The sequence below is a fragment of the Streptomyces sp. NPDC021020 genome (assembly GCF_044333285.1).
Classification (GTDB): Bacteria; Actinomycetota; Actinomycetes; order Streptomycetales; family Streptomycetaceae; genus Actinacidiphila.
In genome coordinates, this window is sequence record NZ_JBIRQQ010000005.1 from 48,860 (window position 1) to 67,419 (window position 18,560).

Here is an 18,560-nt window from a genome sequence, read left to right on the forward strand (position 1 = left end):
ACTCCCCCTCGACCATGAGATACGGGAGGAAATCCTCCGGCGGCCTTTCCTTTGGCGCACAGGATTTGGGCCGTACCGGCGACTCGACCTCGATGACCGACAGGGCAGCCCGAACGGTCGAACCGACCGGGCACATTTCCCTTCCCCCACGGCCTGCCTCGTTGCTTGTGTCGCCGGAGCGGGGCAGGGGTGACCCTGGCGGTCATGGTGTCGACCGCGCGCGGGGACCGCGGAGGAGCCGAGCGGACCGGGAACCGCCCGGCCCCTGCCCACGAGCCCGCGCCCGTACCGGAAGAGCGCGCCGCCGCTCCGGAGGCCCCGCTGAGCCGGGCGTCGGTGCAGCTGCTCGCGGGTGCGGCGGGGAATGCGGCGGTTTCTCGGTTGGTGGCGCAGCGGTTTGTGGCGCCGGTGTCCCCGTCGGTGTCGCAGGCGCCGGGGATGCGGCGGGTGAACGCCGATGTCGCCGCGAAGAAGCAGAAGCTCGCGCACCACCAGCCCGCCGCTACCGAGTCGAAGTCGGCGCAGGATGCGGCGGTGGCGCCGCCGGACGACCGGGAGGCGCAGGGGAAGGTCGCCAACGCGGCGAAGATGGACGCGGCCAAGCCCGGGGTGTTCGACAAGGCGGCGTTCGTCAAGGCCGTCAACGATGCGATTGCGGCGCAGGCGCCGAAGAACCTTGACGAGGCGGACAAGTTCTCGAAGTCCGGCAAGGCGGAGAAGATCAAGGGTGCGGTGGACGGGAAGGTCACCGCGGGGAAGACGGCGTCTGCGCATGACATCTCGTCGGCGACGGCTGCGCCGCCGGATACGTCGGCGGCCAAGGACAAGACCGTGGTGCCCCTTCGCCCGGATCAGCCGCATGCGAACCCCGGTGCGCCGTCGGCTGCGGATGCGGCCCCGGCCCCGCAGCCGGCGGCGGTGACGGACTTCTCGCCGGGTCCAAAGCAGACCGACGAGCAGATGAAGTCCGCGGACGTCACCGACGACCAGCTCGCTAAGAGTAATGAGCCGGACTTCACGGGGGCGTTGAAGGACAAGAAGCAGGCCGACGCCCACTCGGCCACCGCGCCGGGCAAGGCCCGCGGTGCGGAGAAGCAGCAGATCGCGGCGGCGAAGTCGTCCGCCGCGGTGACCGGTGCGCAGGCGATGGCGCAGCTGACCGCGACCCGCCACACCGCCGGGAAGGCGGTCGACTCCGGGAAGGGCGGGGCGAAGTCGAAGGACGAGGGCCGGCGTTCCGAGGCGACGGCACGGTTGCAGAAGGTGTTCGACGCGACGAAGAAGGACGTCGAAGCCATCCTGTCCGGCCTGGACAAGAAGGTCGACACCCAGTTCAACGCGGGTGAGGCGAAGGCGCGGGCGGCGTTCGAGGCCGATCAGAAGGCCCGGATGTCGGCGTACAAGCACAAGCGGTATGGCGGCCCGTTCGGTGGGATGAAGTGGGCCAAGGACAAGCTGCTGGGAATGCCCAAAGCGGCGAACGACCTCTTCCAGCTCTCCCGGCAGCTCTACGTCACCCAGATGCAGTCCGTGATCTCCTCGGTCGCCGACACGATCGGTACCGACCTGGGTGCGGCGAAGTCCCGTATCGCCAAGGGGCGCTCCGACCTGGCGGCGGAGGTGAGGAAGCTCCCCGCGGACTTGCGGAAGTTCGGTCAGGACGCGGCGAAGGACTTCGCGGGCAAGTTCGACGACCTGGAGTCGGACGTCGACGACAAGTCCAAGCAGCTCGTGCAGACGCTGGCGACGAAGTACACGCAAGCTTTGAACAAGGTCGACGAGGAGATCAAGAAGCTCCAGGACGCGAACAAGGGCCTGGTGTCCAAAGCGGTCGGGGCGATCGCCGGGGTGATCAAGACCATCACGGAGCTGAAGAACCTCCTGATGGGCATCCTCGCGAAGGCCGCCACCGCCATCTCCAAGATCATCAAGAACCCGATCGGGTTCCTGAACAACCTCGTCCACGCCGTCGGCGCCGGCCTGAAACTCTTCGTCGCCAACATCGCCGACCACCTCAAGAAGGGCCTGGTGTCCTGGCTGCTGGGCACCGCCGTCAAAGCCGGCCTGAACCTCCCCTCCTCCTTCGACCTCAAGGGCATCATCCAGCTCATCACCGGCCTGCTCGGCCTGACCTGGGCCAACATCCGCGCCCGCATCACCGCCAAGGGCATCCCCGACCAGGCCATGACCGAAGTCGAGAAATCGGTGCCGGTCGCGCAGAAACTCGCGAAGGAAGGCCCCGCGGGTGTCGAGCAGGAGATCGTCAAGGAGACCGGCGACCTCAAAGCCACCATCCTCGGCAAACTCACCACCTACCTGATCCCCACCGTCATCATCGCCGGCATCACCTGGATCCTCTCCCTCCTCAACCCCGCCTCCGCGTTCGTCCGCGCCGTCAAAGCGATCGTCGACATCGTCTCCTTCGTCATCAACCAAGGCGCGCAGGTCGTCGAATTCGTCAACGCCGTCCTCGACGCCGTCATCGCCATCGCCAACGGCGGCACCGCCGGCGTCCCCAAAATGGTCGAAACCGCCCTCGCTGCCGCCATCCCCACCCTCCTCGGCCTCCTCGCCTCCCTCCTCGGCATCGGCAACCTCGCCGCCAAAGTCAAATCCGTCTTCCACGCCGTCGCCAAACCCGTCAACCGCGTCATCGACAAAATCGTCACCTTCATCGCCAAGATGGGCAAGAAGATCTGGGCGAAACTCAAGTCCAAGTTCGGCAAGGGGAAGAACAAGGACAAGAAGTCCACAGGAAATGACGGCAAGGACGGTGATGGAAAATCCTCGGTAGAAACGACCGACGCCATCCGTGAGGCAGGGGTCGTCCTCGCGCAACGCCCCACGCGGCAGGATGCGAACGCGAAAATAGGCGCGCTTGCCCACAAGCACGGTGTCCCCCTCCGGGTTGTGGAGGAAGCGAAGACCGAAACAGCGGAGCGGGTGCATGTACAGGCGATGTCCACCGACTCCTACGACCTGCCGACGGACGAGGCTGCCGAGAGCGAGGAAGTCAAACTCCTCGATGACGGCAGAGCTACCGTCCAGGAGCGGCAGCGCATACTCTCCGAGGTGCGCGGTGTCGTACAGAACGATTCGGTCATCGGGACCATCCTGCAGGTGATGCGGGAAGGGGGTATGAGCAAGGCGAAGCGTCTGCCGCTCCTGCAGAAACTCATCTCGCTCGGTGAGAGGGACGGCTACCGCCTGACGCTGCGGGAGCGCGAAGTGGACGGTCGTCCCCAGTTGGACATGGAGTACTTCGGCGTGTTCCGCGAGAGTGCCATCAAGGTGGGAGCCGTGCGGCCGGGCGGGACGCGCCCAGTGGGCGAGGCGTGGGTCGAGGCCAAGTCGGTCGACGAGGGCGACACCCCGGTCAAGGCGCTGGCCGTGGACTTCCTCGTCGATCCGATGATCGAACTGGCGGGGGTCCGCGGACTCGGGTCACGGATGTTCTCGATCGCCGCAGAGCATTTCCGCACCGAATACCGGGCTGTGGCCGGCGAGTGGTACACCCTCACGGGCTACAAGTCGAAGTCGGCCAAGCGCCCTGCGATGTCAAAGAACCTTGTCGACTATCTCGCGGCTCGCAAGAGAGGAGAGGAACCCGAGCAGGCGGTCGCACGAACGTGGACCTATTCTCGGGTGAAGCAGATCTACGGAGGTGTCGATCTCGACGTGCAAGTCTGGGAAATGCCGGGTCTGGATTTCGACCGCCCTCCGGAGGACGAAATGATCGTCAAGTGTCTGATGAAGCCGAGGTAATCAGATTTGGAACTCTACGTCATCGACAGCAAGGGCTCGATGTGCGCCGCCGTCGGGCACGGCGAACCGTCTCAGCGAGTGCTTTTCAAGGCCCTGGATGACGTCGGTCTGGCCCGTCCCGGTTCAGAGCCGGAGCCGGACGTGGAGATCACAGGGGAGCAGTTGCCTCGCGTAGTGGATGGTGTCCGAGAGGCACTGCGGGACCTGCTCGCAGCCACTCCGGTCGGTGACGCGAAGGGGATGTACGACGCTTCCGCCGTCGAGATTCTCGGTGAGCGTGTGTGGATTCGCGTCCGAGACCAGAGCCAGTACGCCCTCAAACGGCTCAACTCTCTCTACCTGGGGCTCGAAGGAGCGGCGAAATCCCAAACCCACGTGACCGTCCTGGCGGTGCCCGTCCTGGACGCTCTCGACAAAGCCACGCTCGCCGTCGCGCATCACGGGGTGGAACGCTCGCGCTTGGCGGCTGCCCTCCGTGAACGGTACGCACATCTGCAGAGCCTCACGTCGGACCCTCAGATGACTGCCGACCTCGCCCGTCACGCCGATGCGGTTTTCGACGACGAGTTGCTCGACCGCCACCTCGCCCGCCTGGCGGCGTGGAAGCTCGTGCGGCTGGAGGCCGACGGCTCCGTCCTCCCGACGCGAAAGCTTCAGCTGGTCCGGCCCCTCACGGCGTGAGCAGGTGGGCGTACTTGCCGAATTCGGAGGGGAGGGTCAGGCGGCCGAGTTTTTGGTATTCGCGCTGCACCGCGTGGATGAGCATCGGCATCGTCAGCGCCGTGCCGGCCTCCGCCGCGAGGTACGCCGCCGTCACGGCGATGGAGCGGATGTTGCCGCCTGCCAGTTCGAAGGACTCCGCGCAGAAGGCGAGGTCGAGGGGGGAGTCGGGGGGGAGGACGGGGCGGAGGGCGCGGTGCCAGAGGAGGTGGCGTTGTTCCGCGTCCGGGAGGGGGAAGTCGACGACGAGGTCGAGGCGGCGGGTGAAGGCGTCGTCGAGGTTGGCGCGGAGGTTGGTCGCGAGGATGGCCAGGCCGTCGAAGGTCTCCATCCGCTGGAGCAGGTACGCGCTCTCGACGTTGGCGTAGCGGTCGTGCGCGTCCTTGACCTCCGAGCGCTTGCCGAAGATCGCGTCGGCCTCGTCGAAGAGGAGGACGCCGTTGACGCCCGCGGCCTCGCTGAAGATGCGCTCCAGGTTCTTCTCGGTCTCGCCGATGTACTTGTCGATGACGGTCGCCAGGTCGACCGTGTAGAGGTCGAGCCCCAGGTCCTTCGCGACGACCTCCGCGGACATCGTCTTGCCCGTGCCGGAGTCACCGGCGAAGAGGGCGGTGACGCCGCGGCCCCGCCCGCCGCCCGGGCGCATGCCCCACGCGCCGAGGACGAGGTCGCGGTGCCGGGCGCGCGCGGCCAGTTCGTGGAGCTGGGCGAGCGGGTCGGCGGGCAGCACGAGGTCGTCCCAGCCGACCGCGGGCTCGATGCGCCGGGCCAGCCGGTCAAGGCCCGCGGCGTTCTGGGCGCGGGCGCCCGCCCGTACGTGGTCGGCGTCCAGCGGCCCGTCCGTGAGCAGCGCGGCCTGCGCGGTGGAGCGGGCGGCCCGGGTGATCTGGTCCGGGGTGAGGAGGAAGGGCGCGAGCGTGAGCCGTACGTCGAGGTCGTCCGGCACCGGGGCCTCGTACGTGCGGGCCCAGAGCGCGGCCCGCGTCGCCGGGTCCACCCGCGGGGCGTGCAGCAGCAGCGGGGGGCGCGCGGACCACGCGGCGTCCCACGGGGTGCGGCCCACCAGGACGGTGAGCGGCGCGGTGTCGGCCAGCAGCCGCAGCGCCTCCGTGCGCTCGGGCGTGAGCGCTTCGAGCGGCGCGCACACCAGGCCCGCGCCGGTGAGCCGCGCCTCGCGGGCCAGGACGCGCACGGCCTCCGCGGGGTGCGGGTCCTGGGCCAGGCGCAGCAGGTCGACGCCGAGCACCTGGTGGCCCGAGCGCAGCAGCGCCGCCGCGGCCAGCGCGGTCCCGGCGCCGCCCTGCTCCTCGCGCAGATGGGCGAGGCGGACGCCGTGGGCCAGGGCGCGGGCGAGGACGTCCGGGTCGCCGACGCCGGGGACGTCGTGCCAGGAGGTGAGCAGGTCGGCGAGCCGCGGGTCGGGGGTGTCGTCGCCCAGCAGATGGCCCGCGACCCGGTCGGGCACGCGCAACGACCGTCCCAGGAAGGGGCGTTCTGCCTCCTCGACGACCAGCAGCCCGCCCGCCCGCAACGGCGCCTGCGGCGCGAGCCGGGCCCGCGCCCGCGGGTCGGCTGCCGCCCGCCCGCACAGCCCGAGGGCGAGCCCGACGGTGGGGCGGCAGCGTGCGACATGGTCGTTGAGGTAGCCGTAGAACTGCTCGAAGCGGTCGTCCAGGTCGGGGAGCAGGGCGATGAGCAGGATCTCGGTGTCGAGCGGCGTGAGGCCGAAGGCGCGGGCGAGGTGCCGCAGCCGGGAGGCGCCGCGGGCGGGTGCGGGTGCCTCGTACGTACCACCGCCGGGCGCGCGGGCCGGGGCGCCGTCGAAGGGGGTGCCCTCCAGGGGGGCGCTCAAGCCTCCCGCGAGGGCGCCGCTCTCGGACGCGTCCGCCAACTCCTCGGCCTCCGCGAGGCGTTCCGCGTCGGTCTGGTCGGGCCCGGCGAGCGAGCGGCCCTCGTCCAGCAGCCGCCGCACCGTCTCGTCGCTGAGGTAGAGGCCGCGGAAGGCGTCGTCCGGCTGCGGGTCGACCGCCTGCCGGGCGTCCACCGCGCGCCGCACCCGCTCCTCGACGAGCGCCGCGCGCGCGAGCAGATGCCGCAGGCTGAGGTCGGCGGACCCGGCGCCGTACGGCTCCTGCGTCACCGGTCCTCCGCCACACGGGACGCGATGCCCGAGCGGCGGGCCTCGCGGGCCTCGCGGGCCTCGTGGGCCTCGCGCGGCGGCGGCCCGGGCGCGTTCGGCGTGCGGCCGTAGACGGGGAGTTCGGCCCCGGACGGCGTACGGGCGGGCGGGCGCTCCGGCGACGCCCCGGGCGGCGGGACGCCCTCGGAGAAGCCGAGCCGCAGCCCGTCCTCGCCGACCGGCGGACCCGCCGCGTACACCGGCGACTCCGTCACCGGCACGCTGATCACCAGGTCCAGCGACGGCTTCAACTCACCGCCGAGCGCGCTCCACACGTCCGCGAACGACCGGTCCTCCGGCGGCGGCAGCGCCACGCTCATCGGTACGGAGATGCCCAGTTCGGACAACGTGCCGCTGAACCGCTCGGGCGACAGCGCCTCGTAGCGCAGCAGGCACAGCAACAGCGAGGACAGCAGCCGGTGTTCGTCCTCCGGGCGGCGCGTCCAGGCGGTGATCAGGTACGAGAGCTTGAAGTAGCGCGGCGGGCGGCGGCGGGCCGTGACGGTGCCGTGCTCGTCGTATTCGTTGAGCAGGCCGCGTTCGCGCCGCCGCATGTCCTCGCGGATGTCGTACAGGTAGAGGTTGACGGTGGGCGCGTTGACCTTCGCCGCCCAGTCGCGCGTGGGGGCGTCGAAGACGACCGCGACCTGCCCGCCCGCGAGCGGATCCGCCCGGAAGAGGGCGCGCAGGGCCTCGTCGACCTCGTGGATCATGTGCCTGCCTCCTGCCGTGCCTGCTCGTACGGATTCAGCCGCGGGTCCTTGCTGCGCGCCTCAGCCGCGGGCCGCGAAGTCCGGTGGCTGCACGGTCTGTTGCACCACCAGCACCGGCAGCGGCTTCGGCGGGTCGTAACCGGTGGGTGTGGCCCGCAGGTCGCGGGCGCCGAGCAGGTCGCGCGGCAGGACGACGACCTGCGCCGCGAACGTGCCGTCCGGCTCGACGAGCGCGGGGTCGGTCCGGGCGGTGATCCCGCGGCTCCACGAGAGCGGGACGGCCGTGCCGGGCGGGAAGTCCGTGCCGCGCACCACGACCACGTCACCGGGGCGGACCACCGCCGGGGTGACCGTCAGCTTCGGCTGGAGGACGCGGACCGTGGCGGTCGCGGTGTTGTCGGCCGTCCGCGGGTCGGCGGGCGAGCCGTGCACGGCCACCTTCACCGTGCCGGTGAGCGGCACGTGGTAGACGGCCTGCTGGAGCAGCGTGACCCGGCCGCCGGGCGGGATCGTGCACGGCTTGGCGCTCGTGCACGCCGTCGGCGCCCCGACGCTGCTCCCGCCCGCGGCGGTGGCCGGCCACACCGACGACACGACGACGCCGGTCGCGGCCCGCGGGCCGGCGTTGGTGAGCGTGACCTGCGCGAGCGTACGGCCGCCGGTGTACGTCGGCGTGGGACCGACCCCGATGTGCACGGCGAGGTCCGCCTGGTCGGGGATGGGCTTGGGGAGGACCGTGAACGTCGCCTGCGCCGAGCCGGTGTTGCCCGCGCCGTCGGTCGCCGTGCAGGTGACGGTGGTGGCGCCGAGCGGGAAGAGCGAGCCGGAGGCGGGCGTGCACGCGACGGGGAGCGGTCCGTCGACGCCGTCCACGGCGGTCGCGGTGTAGCTGATGTGCGCGCCCCCGGAGCCCTGCGCCTCGACCGAGCGGCTGTCGAGGGTCACGACGGGGGCGGTGACGTCGCGGACGGCGATGCCGATGATCTCCTGGTAGTCGTTGGCGGGTTCGGGCGGCGGGGCCGCAAGGGCCGTACGGGCCGGGCCCGTTCCGGACCTGTTGCGTACGGGGGCGGCCGTCGCGACGGCGGGAGCGTCGGCGCCGGGCACCTTGCCGTCGAGCAGAAACTGCACCGCGCAGGTCAGTTCGGCGCCCTGCGGCGCGTCGGGGGCGACGGAGATCGTCTCGTCGAAGGACGCGGTCTCGCCGCTGGTGACCTTCCGGGAGGCGGGGGCGAGGCTCACCGTGAGGGCGGGGTCGCAGTTGACGGCCTCGTACGTGACGGTGGTGGGGAGGTTGGTCAGGCCGCTGCTGATGGCCTGGGTGACGGCGTTCTGGTCGACGCCCGACATCAGCTTGCCGCCGGTGGCGTTCACGACCTTGGTGGCCTCGTCGGGGTCGTGGGTGCCCTCGTGGTTCTCGGGGGTCTTGCCGTCGCCGTCGAGGCCGTCGCCCAGGTCCGTGTGGATGTCGATGGCGAGAACGCGCACGCCCGCGCTCTTGAGCGCGCCGATGGCGCTGTCGAGCGAGTGGTCCACGCTGGGGTCGTGGCTGGAGGCGTCGCCGATCAGGACGACGATCGGGCTGGCCTCCGGCCGGAAGGTGATCCGCCCGTCCGCGCCGTTGGCGATCTGCCAGAGCCCGTTGATCCAGTCCTCGGCGGGACCGTCGCTCTTGTAGCCGCGCTCCGCCGTGAGGTTGTGGAACCAGGTCTTTTCCATGTCGCTGACGTCCGAGGTCAGTTGGTGCTCCACGGTGAAGACGTCCGCGCCATCGGTCACGTCGCCGTACGCGGTGAGGGCGAAACGCGCGTCGGGCTGCTGCTTGAGGATGTCGTTCGCCACCCCCTGCATGGAACCGGCGACGTTGCTGATGCTGCCCTTCATGCTCCCGGTGTCGTCGATCATCAGCACCACGTCCGGCCGCGGCGGGATCGTCGGCGTGTCCACCGTCTTCGCCACGTGCGTGGACTCCCCGGGCGCGAGTGCCTGGTCCACCACCTGGGGCTGTACCGGTGGGCCGACGACCGAGGGGGACGCGGAGGGCCCCGCGGCCATGCCCGGGGCGGCTCCGGCGACGAGCAGGAGCCCGGCGACCAGGGCGCCGAGCCGCAGCGCGCGGCTCGCGGACCGGCCGGGCCGCGCCCCCGGGCCACCGGCACCGGCTTCCTTGCCGCCGACGTGCTGACGCATGCGCACCGAACCCCCAGCCCCCAGCTCCCGGAAACCGCACCAGCCGACACCGTCGCGTGCGCGGGCCGGAATGGGCAGCGCGGAGCGGGTCAAACCATCGGGTACGAAAGGGCTGCCTCTTCGGACACCCGCCCTCCGGGACCGCAGGACGATGGGCTGCCAACGCCTCTGTTTCTGCGGGGCGTTGACGCCTCTGACATGGGCGTGTTATTCAACTGGGGCGCACCCTTTGGACTAGACCATCTAGGCAAAGGACCCCCACCCATGGCATACCTCTCGAAACTGCTCGCGGCCGTCAGCGCCGCGGGTATGGCCGGTGCCGCCGGGCTGCTCGTCGCACCCGCGGCAGGCGCGGCGACCTCCGGGCCGATCACCGGGCTCGGCGGCAAGTGTGTGGACGTCGCCGCCGCGTCGACCGCCAACGGCACGGCAGTCCAGCTCTACGACTGCAACGGCACCTCGGCGCAGAGCTGGACCACCGGCAGCTCCGACAGCACGGTGCGGGCCCTCGGCAAGTGCCTCGACGTCGCCGCCGGTTCGACGGTCAGCGGCGCGAAGGTGCAGCTCTACGACTGCAACGGCACGGCCGCGCAGGCGTGGACGTACAGCGGCGGCCAGCTCGTCAACACAGGCTCGGGCAAGTGCCTGGACGCCACGGGCAAGTCCAGCGCCAACGGCACCCAGTTGCAGATCTGGACGTGCACGGGCGCGTCCAACCAGCAGTGGTCGGTGGGTGGTTCGTCGTCGCCCGGCGGCCGGCTCAACACGGGCGTGGCGCCCGGCGGGAATTTCGACCTCGGGGTGTGGGAGCTGCAGGAGCCGGTCGGCTCGCCCGGCTCGCCGACGACCATCTCCTCGTCCCGCCTCCAGGGCGCGGGCGGCTTCCAGGACTCGTACTTCTACACCGACGGGTCGGACGGCGCCATGACCTTCTGGGCGCCGGAGAAGGGCGTCACGACGCCGAACTCCAACTACGCGCGCTCCGAGCTGCGCGAGATGAACCGCAGCGGCAGCGCCGCGGACTGGTCGCTCGCCGGGTCGCACCGGCTGGACGCGACCCTTCGGGTGGTGTCGGTGACCTCCAACGTGTGCGTCGGCCAGATCCACCTCGGCTCCGGCGGCACGTCCACCAAGCCGCTCATCGAGCTCTACTACCACTCCAACGGCGACATCGTCGCGGGCGTGGAGAACTCCCCGGACGGCGGCCAGACCACGCACACGGTCGGGCACGTCGCGGTCGGGACGAAGTGGAGCTACACGATCGCCGTCTCGGGCGGCAACACGATCGACCTGACGGTCAACGGGAGCGTCACGCACTACCCGATCCCGTCGTCCTTCAACGCCTACAAGCAGTACTTCAAGGCCGGTTCGTACAACCAGTCGTCCTCGGACAGCACGACGAAGGGCGCGCGCGTCGCCTTCTACTCGCTCACCGTCGCCCACAGCTGACGGGAGCGGGCGAGACCGGCGGGCCGGGGACCGTACAACGGCCCCGGCCCCCCGGGCTGTTCAGGAGGCCTTCGCCGCGGGCGCGGCGCTGCCGAAGATGTCGACGGCGTGGTAGTACGTCCACGCCGTCGAGTCGCACGCGGACTTGGTCACGCCCGAGTAGCCGGCGCAGACCCGCTTGAGGTCGGCGTAGAGCATGTTGTCCAGCCGGGCCTTGTTGGCGGTGAAGGTGCCCGCCTTCTTGTAGTTGCGGTAGCCGAAGTCGTGGCGGGCGCAGGAGAGTTTGAAGGGGAAGCCGAGCGGGTTGTCGGGGGAGTCGGAGCAGTAGTCCGTCGACCAGTCGAAGCCGTAGGCCGACCAGGCGCCCTGGTTGTTGCGGGCGGCGAGCCAGGCGTTGTAGCTCGCGGCGCTGGTCTGCGTCCAACTGCTGAGCACCTGCGGCTTGTCGGCGGGCGCGGCCCCGGCGGGCGCGGCCGCGGTCAGGACGGCGGGCAGCGCGAGGGCGGCTGCGGCGAGGGGAAGGGCCAGACGGCGGGCGGGGCGCATGGGAACCTCCGGGCGGTGGTGGGGCACTGACGGGGTGTCCGGTTCTTCGCACGAGCCGACGAGTCAACGCGGTGGGGGTGACGTACGGGTCTACGCGCGAAGAGCCGCGCGGGAATGTTTCCCGTCATCTACGCGCCGGTAACCGGCCGGCGCGGGTGAATCCGCGAGAAGTTGACGTGCGGTCAGGAGCCGGTACGCGCCCGTGCGCGCCCGCCCGGCGCGATGTGCGCCGGGCCTTCCGGAGGGTCTTGCGGGGGCCTTGCGGGGGCCTTGCGGGAGGTCTTCCGGGGCTTTGTGCAGGCCGGGAGGCCGCTACTGCACCCGGTGGACCTTGTAGTTGGACGCCTGCGCGCGCGGGCGCAGCACCAGCAGGTCGACGTTGACGTGCGCGGGGCGGGTGACGGCCCAGCAGACGGTGTCGGCGACGTCGTCCGCGGTCAGCGGCTCCGCGACGCCCGCGTAGACGGCGTCGGCGCGGTCGGAGTCGCCGCGGAAGCGGGTGAGGGCGAACTCCTCGGTCTTGACCATGCCGGGCGCGATCTCGATGATCCGCACCGGGTGGCCGTTCAGCTCCAGCCGCAGCGTCTCGGCGATGACGTGGGCGCCGTGCTTGGCGGCCACGTAACCGCCGCCGCCCTCGTACGTCGCGAGGCCCGCGGTCGAGGACAGCACCACGATCGTGCCGTCGCCGGAGCCGCTGAGGGCGGGCAGCAGGGCCTGCGTGACGTTGAGCACGCCGAGGACGTTGACCTCGAACATCGCCCGCCAGTCGGCGGGGTCCGCGGTCGCGACCGGGTCCGTGCCGATGGCGCCGCCCGCGTTGTTGACCAGGACGTGCACGGGGGGCAGCTCCGCCAGATCCGCCGCGAAGGCGTCGACCGCCGCCCGGTCCGTCACGTCCAGGGCGTGCGTGGAGACGCTGTGGCCCGCGGCCGTCAGTTCCTTCGCGAGCGCGTCGAGGCGGTCGGTGCGGCGCGCGGTGAGCACCACGTGGAAGCCGGCGCCGGCCAGCCTGCGCGCGGTCGCGGCACCGATCCCGCTGCTCGCGCCGGTGACCACTGCGGTACGGGTGCTCATGGTGCCGCCTTCCGTGAGGGACGAGTGCGGTGCGTACGTGGGCTACGTGCGTCCTGCACGCAGCATATGCGGCGCGTCCGGCGGCCCCGGGCGCGGCCCCGGGCGATCACCGGCCCGCGGTCGCGGCCTGCTCCGCGCACAGGGCCCGCAGCATCACCCGCTGGTCGAAGGCCAGCAGCCCCACCGTGGCGGCGCACATTCCCACGGCGAAGGCCAGGTGCGCCCAGCCGGACGTCGCGTGCATGCCGATCGCGCCGAGCACGACGTGCATCCCGAGCCGCAGCGCGATCAGCCCGAGCGCGATCTTGCGGGTGCGCTTGCCCTTGAGCATCGCCTTGGCCATCTTCAGCCGGGGGCGCAGCACGGTGGCGGCCAGCACCATGTTCACGGCCGCGCACGCGGCGATCACCATCCACCCGTCGGGGTGGGCCTTGAGGATGTCGAAGGACGCGCCCATGAGGCCCTCGAAGGCGAAGAACCACACCGGGACGGGACGGAAGTCCGCGGTGGCGCTCGGCGCTTCGGCCTTGTCCATTGCCACGTCGTGGCCTATTGCCGAGCCGTTTGTGGTGGCGGTTTCGGCCGCGGCCGACAGGGCGTCAGGAGTGGTGTCCGTCGCGGGAAGTGCCTCGGTGATCGTCATGGCACGAGCATCGCCGCCGGCGGGGTGCCGGCGGCAGAGCCGTCCGTCCGGACCCGGCCATGACAGATGTCACGCCCGCGGTGCGACCTGCGTGCCCTCCGGGTGCTGCGCGGCCTCGGCCGCCAGGGCGGTGTGCCGCAGCAGCAGCGCGGTGGTGACCGGGCCGACGCCGCCGGGCACGGGGGAGAGGGCCGCGGCGACGCCCCGCACGGAATCCGCGTCCACGTCGCCGGTCAGGCCGCCGTCCTCGGTGGGGTTGGTGCCGACGTCGACCACGACCGCGCCCGGCGCGATGTGCTCGGCGGTGACGAGCCCGGCGCGCCCGGCCGCGGCCACCACGACGTCCGCGCCGCGCGTGACGGCGGCCAGGTCGGCGGTCCTGGAATGGCAGACGGTCACGGTCGCGTCCCGGTCCAGCAGCAGGTGGGCCAGCGGCTTGCCGACGACGGTGGAGCGGCCGACGACCGCGACCGTACGCCCCGCGAGCGCGAGCCCGTGCGCGTCCAGCAGCCGTACGACCGCCTCGGCGGTGGCCGGGGCGAAGGCAGGCAGTCCGGCGGCCAGCCGCCCCAGGCTCAGCGGGTTGGCGCCGTCCACGTCCTTGCCCGGCGCGATGGCCCCGGCCAGGTCCGCGGCGGACGCGCCGGGCGGCAGCGGCGTCTGCAGGATGATCCCGTGCACCGTGGCGTCGTCGCTCAGCGTCGCCAACTGCTTGCGGATGACGGCCGGTTCGGCGTCCGAGGGCAGGGTGACGGTGTCGCAGACGATGCCGGCCTTCGCGGCGGCGCGGGTGATCGAGCGTACGTACCACGCGCTGCTCTCGTCCTCCGTCGCGACGACCACCACCAGCCGCGGCGCCGCACCGCCCTCGCGTACCAGCCGCTCGGCGATCTCCTGCGCCTCCGCGCGGAAGCCGGCCGCGCACTCGGCGCCGGTGAGGGATGCGGTGGGGTCGCTCATGGGGGCGTCTCCTCGGGTACGGGGTGCGGGCGCGGCGCCGCCAGCGTATGCGCTCGGCGCTCCGCGGGTGGGTGACGGGGCGCCTCCCCGCGCCCGGCGTTTCCGGCGGGGGCCTCGCGCTTCCGCGTGCGGCGTGGAGCGTTTCCGGCGGGGCCGGGGCCTTGGGTTTGCGCGTGCGGCGCTCGGCGCTTCCGGCGGGGGCGGGCCCCTGGGCATACGTGCCCGGCGCGCGGCGCCTCCGGCGCGGGGATTCCCACCCCCACCACCCGTGCGGGTGGGACGTCGGCTTTCGGTTCGCCTGTGGGGGTGCGCCGCGGTTGGGGGCTGTGCCGCCGTGCGGGGTGGGGGTGGGTGCGGGTGGGACGTCGGCTCTCCGTCCACCTGTGGGGGTGCGCCGCCGTTGGGGGCTGTCCCGTCGGGCGGGGTGGGGGTGGGTGCGGGTGGGACGTCGGCTCTCCGTCCACCTGTGGGAGTGCCCCGCCGTCGGGGGCTGTCCCGTCGGGCGGGGTGGGGGTGGGTGCGGGTGGGACGTCGGCCTTCCGTCCACCTGTGGGAGTGCCCCGCCGTCGGGGGCTGTGCCGCCGTGCGGGGTGGGGGTGGTGCCCCGCGGTTGGGGGCTGTGCCGTCGTGCGGGGGTGCCCCGCCGTCGGGGGTGTCGCGTCGCGCGGGGGTGGGCGCGCGCGGGTGAGAGGAGGCGCAAGCCCTTCCGGGGTGCGGGCGTAGGGCGGCGCCGCCCCGCGGGCGCGGAACGTGGCTACGTCAGGGACGCGCGGACGGAGTCGGTTACCGCTGCGGCGCGGGTCGCGAGGGTGTCGACGTCGGTGACGGTTGCGGCGAGGTCCGCGCGGGTCGCGGGGTCCTTGATGCCGGCGAGGTTGATCTCGACGTTGACGCGGGCGGTGGTCGCGGCGGCGCGGGCGGCCTCCGCGGCGGCGGCGACGTCGGTGACGACGTTGCGGTTGCCGATCGGGAGCAGCTCCTCGGCGAGGGCGACGAGCCGCCGGGCCACGGCGACGACGGCGCCCGGCGGGTGGGCCGCGCCCACCAGGGCGCGCGCGATGGCCGCCGAGCGCGCGGCCTTCTGCGCGTCGTCCCCGCGCGGCAGCGCGTACGCGTCCGTCACGGCGGTGAAGGCGGCGGCGTCGGCCGCGGCCAGGTCGAGGGCGGTCGCGCGCAGCCGGTCGCTCTCGTCGGTGATCCGCGCGATCGCCTCGGCGTGGGCGGCGTACTTCTCGCCCGTCGAGTAGCGGGCGACCATCGCCAGCAGCGCGGCGCCCTGCGCGGCGTGCAGCGCCGCGGCGGCCCCGCCGCCGGGGGCCGGTACGCGGGCGGCCAGCCGCTCCAGATAGCCGCCGACCGTGTCGTCCTGGATCCGCGCCGACTCCGCCGCCGTGTCCACCGCGCCGTCCTCCCCTGCCGCGTGCCGCCGTCCGGCGGTCAGCCCGCCTGGTGCGTCCGAGCCTATCGTGCGCGCCGAAAGCGCTGGTGGCGGCGCATTGTCGGACCCGCGCGGCACAATCCGGGACAGGGATACCCAGATAGCGGAAGCGCGAACGCGGGGCGCGGCGGCGGAGAGAGGAGAGTGCGGGCGCGATGCGGAAAATCGTATACGCGATGTCGGTTTCACTCGACGGTTTCATGGAGGGGCCGCAGAGGGAGATCGACTGGCATCTCGTGGACGACGAGCTGCACGGATACTTCAACGATCAGCTGCGTGACATGGGCGCATTTCTCGACGGCCGCGTCACGTACGAACTCATGGCCGAATACTGGCCGACCGCGGACGAAGATCCGCAAGCCCCCGCCCCCGTCCGGGAATTCGCCCGGATCTGGCGGGAGATGCCCAAGATCGTGTATTCCCGCACGCTGGAGAAGGGGAAGGCGGCGTGGAACACGACGGTGGTACGCGAGGTGGTGGCCGCCGAGATCGAGGCGCTCAAGGCCCGGGCGGGCGGCGATCTCGCGCTGGGCGGCGCGGATCTGGCCGCCGCGTTCGCCGCGCACGACCTGATCGACGAGTACGTGATCTACGTCCACCCGGTGCTGCTGGGCTCCGGCAAACGCCTCTTCCCGGCGGCCGCCGACCGGACGCGGCTGCGGCTGACCGAGAGCCGGACGTTCGGGAACGGGGTGGTGCTGCTGCGGTACGCGCGCGAGCGCGGCTGACGGAAGGCCGGCGGTCGGCGGTCGGCGGAAAGATCACCGGAGTGACTGGGCGGGCTGTTCCCGTCCCGCGACCCGTGCGAGGTTGACGGCGACTTCGCCGGAATTGGGCGGGGGGATCTTTTCGAAAGCCTCACAACCGCCCCGCAATGCCTTACGGTGCCGCTGTTAGCGTTTTGTGGTCACCCCGAGGCAGCCAGAACGCATGGCAGGAAACAGGACGATGGACTACTGCTACCAATGCCGTCGCACCCTCAACGGGGCGTTGGTATGCCCGGATTGCGGTGCCTATGCGCCTGATATCGCGCCGCCCGCGTCCGCCTACCGGGCGCCGTATTTCGCGGACGGGCCGATACCGGAATCCGCCGCGGGTCCCGAGGTGCACCTGACTCCGGCCAGGTCGGCGCTGTCCGCGATACGGACGGAGGCACCGGTAGCGGAACCGCCGCTGCCGGCGCCCGCGTACAGGTACCCGATACCCGAGCCGCTCCCGTACGACGTGGAGCCCGGCGGTACGGACGCCTACGCGGCTGAGATCGAGCCGGAGCCCGAGCCCTTCGCGGCGCTGCCCGCCTCCGGCGGCCGGGCGGCCCGGCGGCACGCGCAGGCCCGCTGGCGGCGGAACCGCCGCCGGGCGGTCGCGGCGACCGCGGTCGCGCTGGCCGGCGGCGGCCTGGCCATCGCCGCGCTGCCGACCGGCGGCTCCGGCGACGCGACGAACGCCGCCACCGCCCCCGACGCCCCGGTAGGCGACACCCTGCCCACCGCGACCTCCCCGGCCGCCACCCCGCCGCCCGGCACCACGGCCCCGTCCCGCACCGGCACCCCGGCGCCCCCGCACCCGGCGGCCACGTCCACGCCCGGCCACACCCGCTCCGTCCCGCTCGTGCCGCGCACGCGGGCTCCGCAGCAGACGGCGGACCGCACGCAGCGGCCGCAACCGTCCCCGTCGGCGTCCGCGTCGCGGCCCGCCTCCACGACCCCGGCCCCGCAGCCCACGGCGACCACGCCCCCGCCGGAGACGAGCACGCCGACCGCCACGCCCACCGACCCGGTGACCCCGTCGCCCGCGAGCAACGGGACGACACCGCCGGGCGAGATCTGCGTCCTGATCCTCTGCCTGTAGCCCGACAGGGCCGTCCGGGTGGTGTACGCGACACGCTGCGGTTATGTGCGCCACGTCGCTCGTACAAACGTTCGACCGTGTGGTTGAATCCCGGGCATGCACCACCACACCTTTCCCGCCGACCTCGTCCAGGCGCAGCGCGAGTGGTACGTCACCTATCGCCAACTCGCCGCTTCCGCAGGCCCGCAGACCACGGTGCTGCGCCGCCGCCTGGTGCGGCTGTCCGTCCTGGTCGCCGCGCACCCCTTCTGGGCGACCGTGCCCGACTGCGGCCCCGCGGCCCGTATGCAGCTCAAGGCGCTCGCATGGGACGCGGCGGAGGAAACCCCGGGCACGGCGGCAGGCACCGGCGGGCGGTGAAGAACCCCGGAAGGCCGGAGGAGCGGTGAAGAACCCCGGAAACCCCCGGGGTGGGGATCAGGGCCAGACCAGGCAGTAGAGCTGGTGGCCGGATTCCTGGCAGCGGCGGGCGAAGTCCTGCCATTCGTGGAGCATCTGGTAGATGACGAAGGCGTCGCGCGGGCCGCGGCGGTCGGGGACCGTGGACCAGATGAAGGCGGCGGCGCCGAGGGATTCCTCGTTGGCGCTGCGCAGGGGTTCGACGACGGAGGCGGGGAGGCGGACGACGGCGTAGTCGGGGTGGAGGACGACGAGTTCGAGCGGGGGGACCTTGTGCGGGGGTATGCCCTCGATGCCGGTGAGAACCATCGCGGCCATCGTCTCCGGCTTGACCTTGGTGTACATGCCCTGGCCGAGTTCGTCGCCGCCGAGCTCCTCGGGGCGCATGGAGATCGGCACGCGCGCCGCGGTCGCTCCGTCGGGCGCGCCGAAGTACTTGTAGGTCACCCCCACTCGGCCACCCCTGCTCCTGCCCTCTGCGGTCGTTCGGCGTCCGTGCCCGCGCCCGCGCCGGTCTCGCTCGTCGCGCGGCTCGCGGTGTTGCTGTTGCTCGTGGTGTTCTGGATCGCGTGGTGCGGGACTGCTCGGCTTGATGTCTTCGGAGTCGGGTACGTGTTCTCCTGGCTCCTC

14 protein-coding genes and 2 pseudogenes are annotated in these 18,560 nt (G+C 72.2%); 7 read left to right on the forward strand and 9 right to left on the reverse strand.

What is annotated here, in order from left to right; all coding sequences use genetic code 11:
• Positions 1 to 204 precede the first annotated feature (204 nt).
• The gene (locus ACH4SL_RS15350; protein ID WP_398445455.1) at positions 205 to 3,765 is read left to right on the forward strand and encodes a hypothetical protein; all 3,561 of its coding nucleotides are present in this window, start codon (positions 205 to 207) and stop codon (positions 3,763 to 3,765) included.
• A 6-nt stretch (positions 3,766 to 3,771) separates the two neighbouring features.
• Entirely contained in the window at positions 3,772 to 4,446 is a 675-nt protein-coding gene (locus ACH4SL_RS15355) for a hypothetical protein (protein WP_398445457.1), read from the forward strand.
• Here ACH4SL_RS15355 and ACH4SL_RS15360 read toward each other — a convergent pair.
• From ACH4SL_RS15360 to ACH4SL_RS15370, 3 genes are read right to left on the reverse strand one after another with little or no spacing between them, the layout of a single operon-like run.
• Positions 4,436 to 6,625: an ATP-binding protein gene (locus ACH4SL_RS15360; protein ID WP_398445459.1), complete on the reverse strand. Its 2,190-nt coding sequence runs from the start codon at positions 6,623 to 6,625 to the stop codon at positions 4,436 to 4,438. The genes ACH4SL_RS15355 and ACH4SL_RS15360 overlap by 11 nt on opposite strands.
• The gene (locus tag ACH4SL_RS15365; protein ID WP_398445461.1) at positions 6,622 to 7,377 is read right to left on the reverse strand and encodes a DUF4255 domain-containing protein; all 756 of its coding nucleotides are present in this window, start codon (positions 7,375 to 7,377) and stop codon (positions 6,622 to 6,624) included. The genes ACH4SL_RS15360 and ACH4SL_RS15365 overlap by 4 nt, the downstream gene beginning before the upstream one ends.
• A gap of 60 nt (positions 7,378 to 7,437) precedes the next feature.
• The gene (locus ACH4SL_RS15370) at positions 7,438 to 9,567 is read right to left on the reverse strand and encodes an HYR domain-containing protein (protein ID WP_398445463.1); all 2,130 of its coding nucleotides are present in this window, start codon (positions 9,565 to 9,567) and stop codon (positions 7,438 to 7,440) included.
• Between the two features lie 309 nt (positions 9,568 to 9,876).
• On the opposite strand from ACH4SL_RS15370, the pseudogene ACH4SL_RS15375 reads away from it, so the two are divergent.
• Positions 9,877 to 10,287 (forward strand): annotated as a pseudogene (locus ACH4SL_RS15375) (ricin-type beta-trefoil lectin domain protein); the annotation flags it as partial.
• A gap of 51 nt (positions 10,288 to 10,338) precedes the next feature.
• Positions 10,339 to 11,016: pseudogene (locus ACH4SL_RS15380) on the forward strand (polysaccharide lyase family 7 protein); the annotation flags it as partial.
• Between the two features lie 60 nt (positions 11,017 to 11,076).
• Here ACH4SL_RS15380 and ACH4SL_RS15385 read toward each other — a convergent pair.
• The 5 genes from ACH4SL_RS15385 to ACH4SL_RS15405 all read right to left on the reverse strand — a co-directional run bounded on the left by ACH4SL_RS15385 (position 11,077) and on the right by ACH4SL_RS15405 (position 15,641).
• Positions 11,077 to 11,562, reverse strand: coding sequence for a phospholipase (locus ACH4SL_RS15385; RefSeq protein ID WP_398445465.1), 486 nt, complete (start codon positions 11,560 to 11,562; stop codon positions 11,077 to 11,079).
• 312 nt (positions 11,563 to 11,874) lie between these two features.
• Positions 11,875 to 12,639, reverse strand: a complete 765-nt coding sequence (locus tag ACH4SL_RS15390) for an SDR family NAD(P)-dependent oxidoreductase (RefSeq protein ID WP_398445467.1) — start codon at positions 12,637 to 12,639, stop codon at positions 11,875 to 11,877.
• Positions 12,640 to 12,745: 106 nt separating this feature from the next.
• Positions 12,746 to 13,282: a hypothetical protein gene (locus ACH4SL_RS15395; protein WP_398445469.1), complete on the reverse strand. Its 537-nt coding sequence runs from the start codon at positions 13,280 to 13,282 to the stop codon at positions 12,746 to 12,748.
• A 69-nt stretch (positions 13,283 to 13,351) separates the two neighbouring features.
• Positions 13,352 to 14,242, reverse strand: a complete 891-nt coding sequence (locus tag ACH4SL_RS15400) for a bifunctional 5,10-methylenetetrahydrofolate dehydrogenase/5,10-methenyltetrahydrofolate cyclohydrolase (RefSeq protein WP_398445471.1) — start codon at positions 14,240 to 14,242, stop codon at positions 13,352 to 13,354.
• A 754-nt stretch (positions 14,243 to 14,996) separates the two neighbouring features.
• Positions 14,997 to 15,641, reverse strand: a complete 645-nt coding sequence (locus ACH4SL_RS15405; protein WP_398445473.1) for a cyclodeaminase/cyclohydrolase family protein — start codon at positions 15,639 to 15,641, stop codon at positions 14,997 to 14,999.
• Positions 15,642 to 15,835: 194 nt separating this feature from the next.
• Between ACH4SL_RS15405 and ACH4SL_RS15410 the strand changes: the two genes are divergently transcribed.
• The 3 genes from ACH4SL_RS15410 to ACH4SL_RS15420 all read left to right on the forward strand — a co-directional run bounded on the left by ACH4SL_RS15410 (position 15,836) and on the right by ACH4SL_RS15420 (position 17,891).
• Positions 15,836 to 16,408 (forward strand): dihydrofolate reductase family protein, encoded by a 573-nt coding sequence (locus ACH4SL_RS15410; protein ID WP_398445475.1) that lies wholly within the window; start codon positions 15,836 to 15,838, stop codon positions 16,406 to 16,408.
• Positions 16,409 to 16,784: 376 nt separating this feature from the next.
• Positions 16,785 to 17,531, forward strand: a complete 747-nt coding sequence (locus ACH4SL_RS15415; RefSeq protein ID WP_398445477.1) for a hypothetical protein — start codon at positions 16,785 to 16,787, stop codon at positions 17,529 to 17,531.
• A 96-nt stretch (positions 17,532 to 17,627) separates the two neighbouring features.
• Entirely contained in the window at positions 17,628 to 17,891 is a 264-nt protein-coding gene (locus ACH4SL_RS15420) for a hypothetical protein (RefSeq protein ID WP_398445479.1), read from the forward strand.
• A 57-nt stretch (positions 17,892 to 17,948) separates the two neighbouring features.
• On the opposite strand, the gene ACH4SL_RS15425 is transcribed toward ACH4SL_RS15420, so the two are convergent.
• Positions 17,949 to 18,377 (reverse strand): hypothetical protein, encoded by a 429-nt coding sequence (locus tag ACH4SL_RS15425; protein ID WP_398445481.1) that lies wholly within the window; start codon positions 18,375 to 18,377, stop codon positions 17,949 to 17,951.
• Between the last annotated feature and the right edge of the window lie 183 nt (positions 18,378 to 18,560).

Coding starts and splice junctions, on each gene's coding strand:
- ACH4SL_RS15350 (WP_398445455.1), top strand. CDS start 205: ATGGTGTCGACCGCGCGCGGGGACCGCGGAGGAGCCGAGCGGACCGGG.
- ACH4SL_RS15365 (WP_398445461.1), bottom strand. CDS start 7,377: ATGATCCACGAGGTCGACGAGGCCCTGCGCGCCCTCTTCCGGGCGGAT.
- ACH4SL_RS15370 (WP_398445463.1), bottom strand. CDS start 9,567: ATGCGTCAGCACGTCGGCGGCAAGGAAGCCGGTGCCGGTGGCCCGGGG.
- ACH4SL_RS15385 (WP_398445465.1), bottom strand. CDS start 11,562: ATGCGCCCCGCCCGCCGTCTGGCCCTTCCCCTCGCCGCAGCCGCCCTC.
- ACH4SL_RS15390 (WP_398445467.1), bottom strand. CDS start 12,639: ATGAGCACCCGTACCGCAGTGGTCACCGGCGCGAGCAGCGGGATCGGT.
- ACH4SL_RS15395 (WP_398445469.1), bottom strand. CDS start 13,282: ATGACGATCACCGAGGCACTTCCCGCGACGGACACCACTCCTGACGCC.
- ACH4SL_RS15400 (WP_398445471.1), bottom strand. CDS start 14,242: ATGAGCGACCCCACCGCATCCCTCACCGGCGCCGAGTGCGCGGCCGGC.
- ACH4SL_RS15410 (WP_398445475.1), top strand. CDS start 15,836: ATGCGGAAAATCGTATACGCGATGTCGGTTTCACTCGACGGTTTCATG.
- ACH4SL_RS15420 (WP_398445479.1), top strand. CDS start 17,628: ATGCACCACCACACCTTTCCCGCCGACCTCGTCCAGGCGCAGCGCGAG.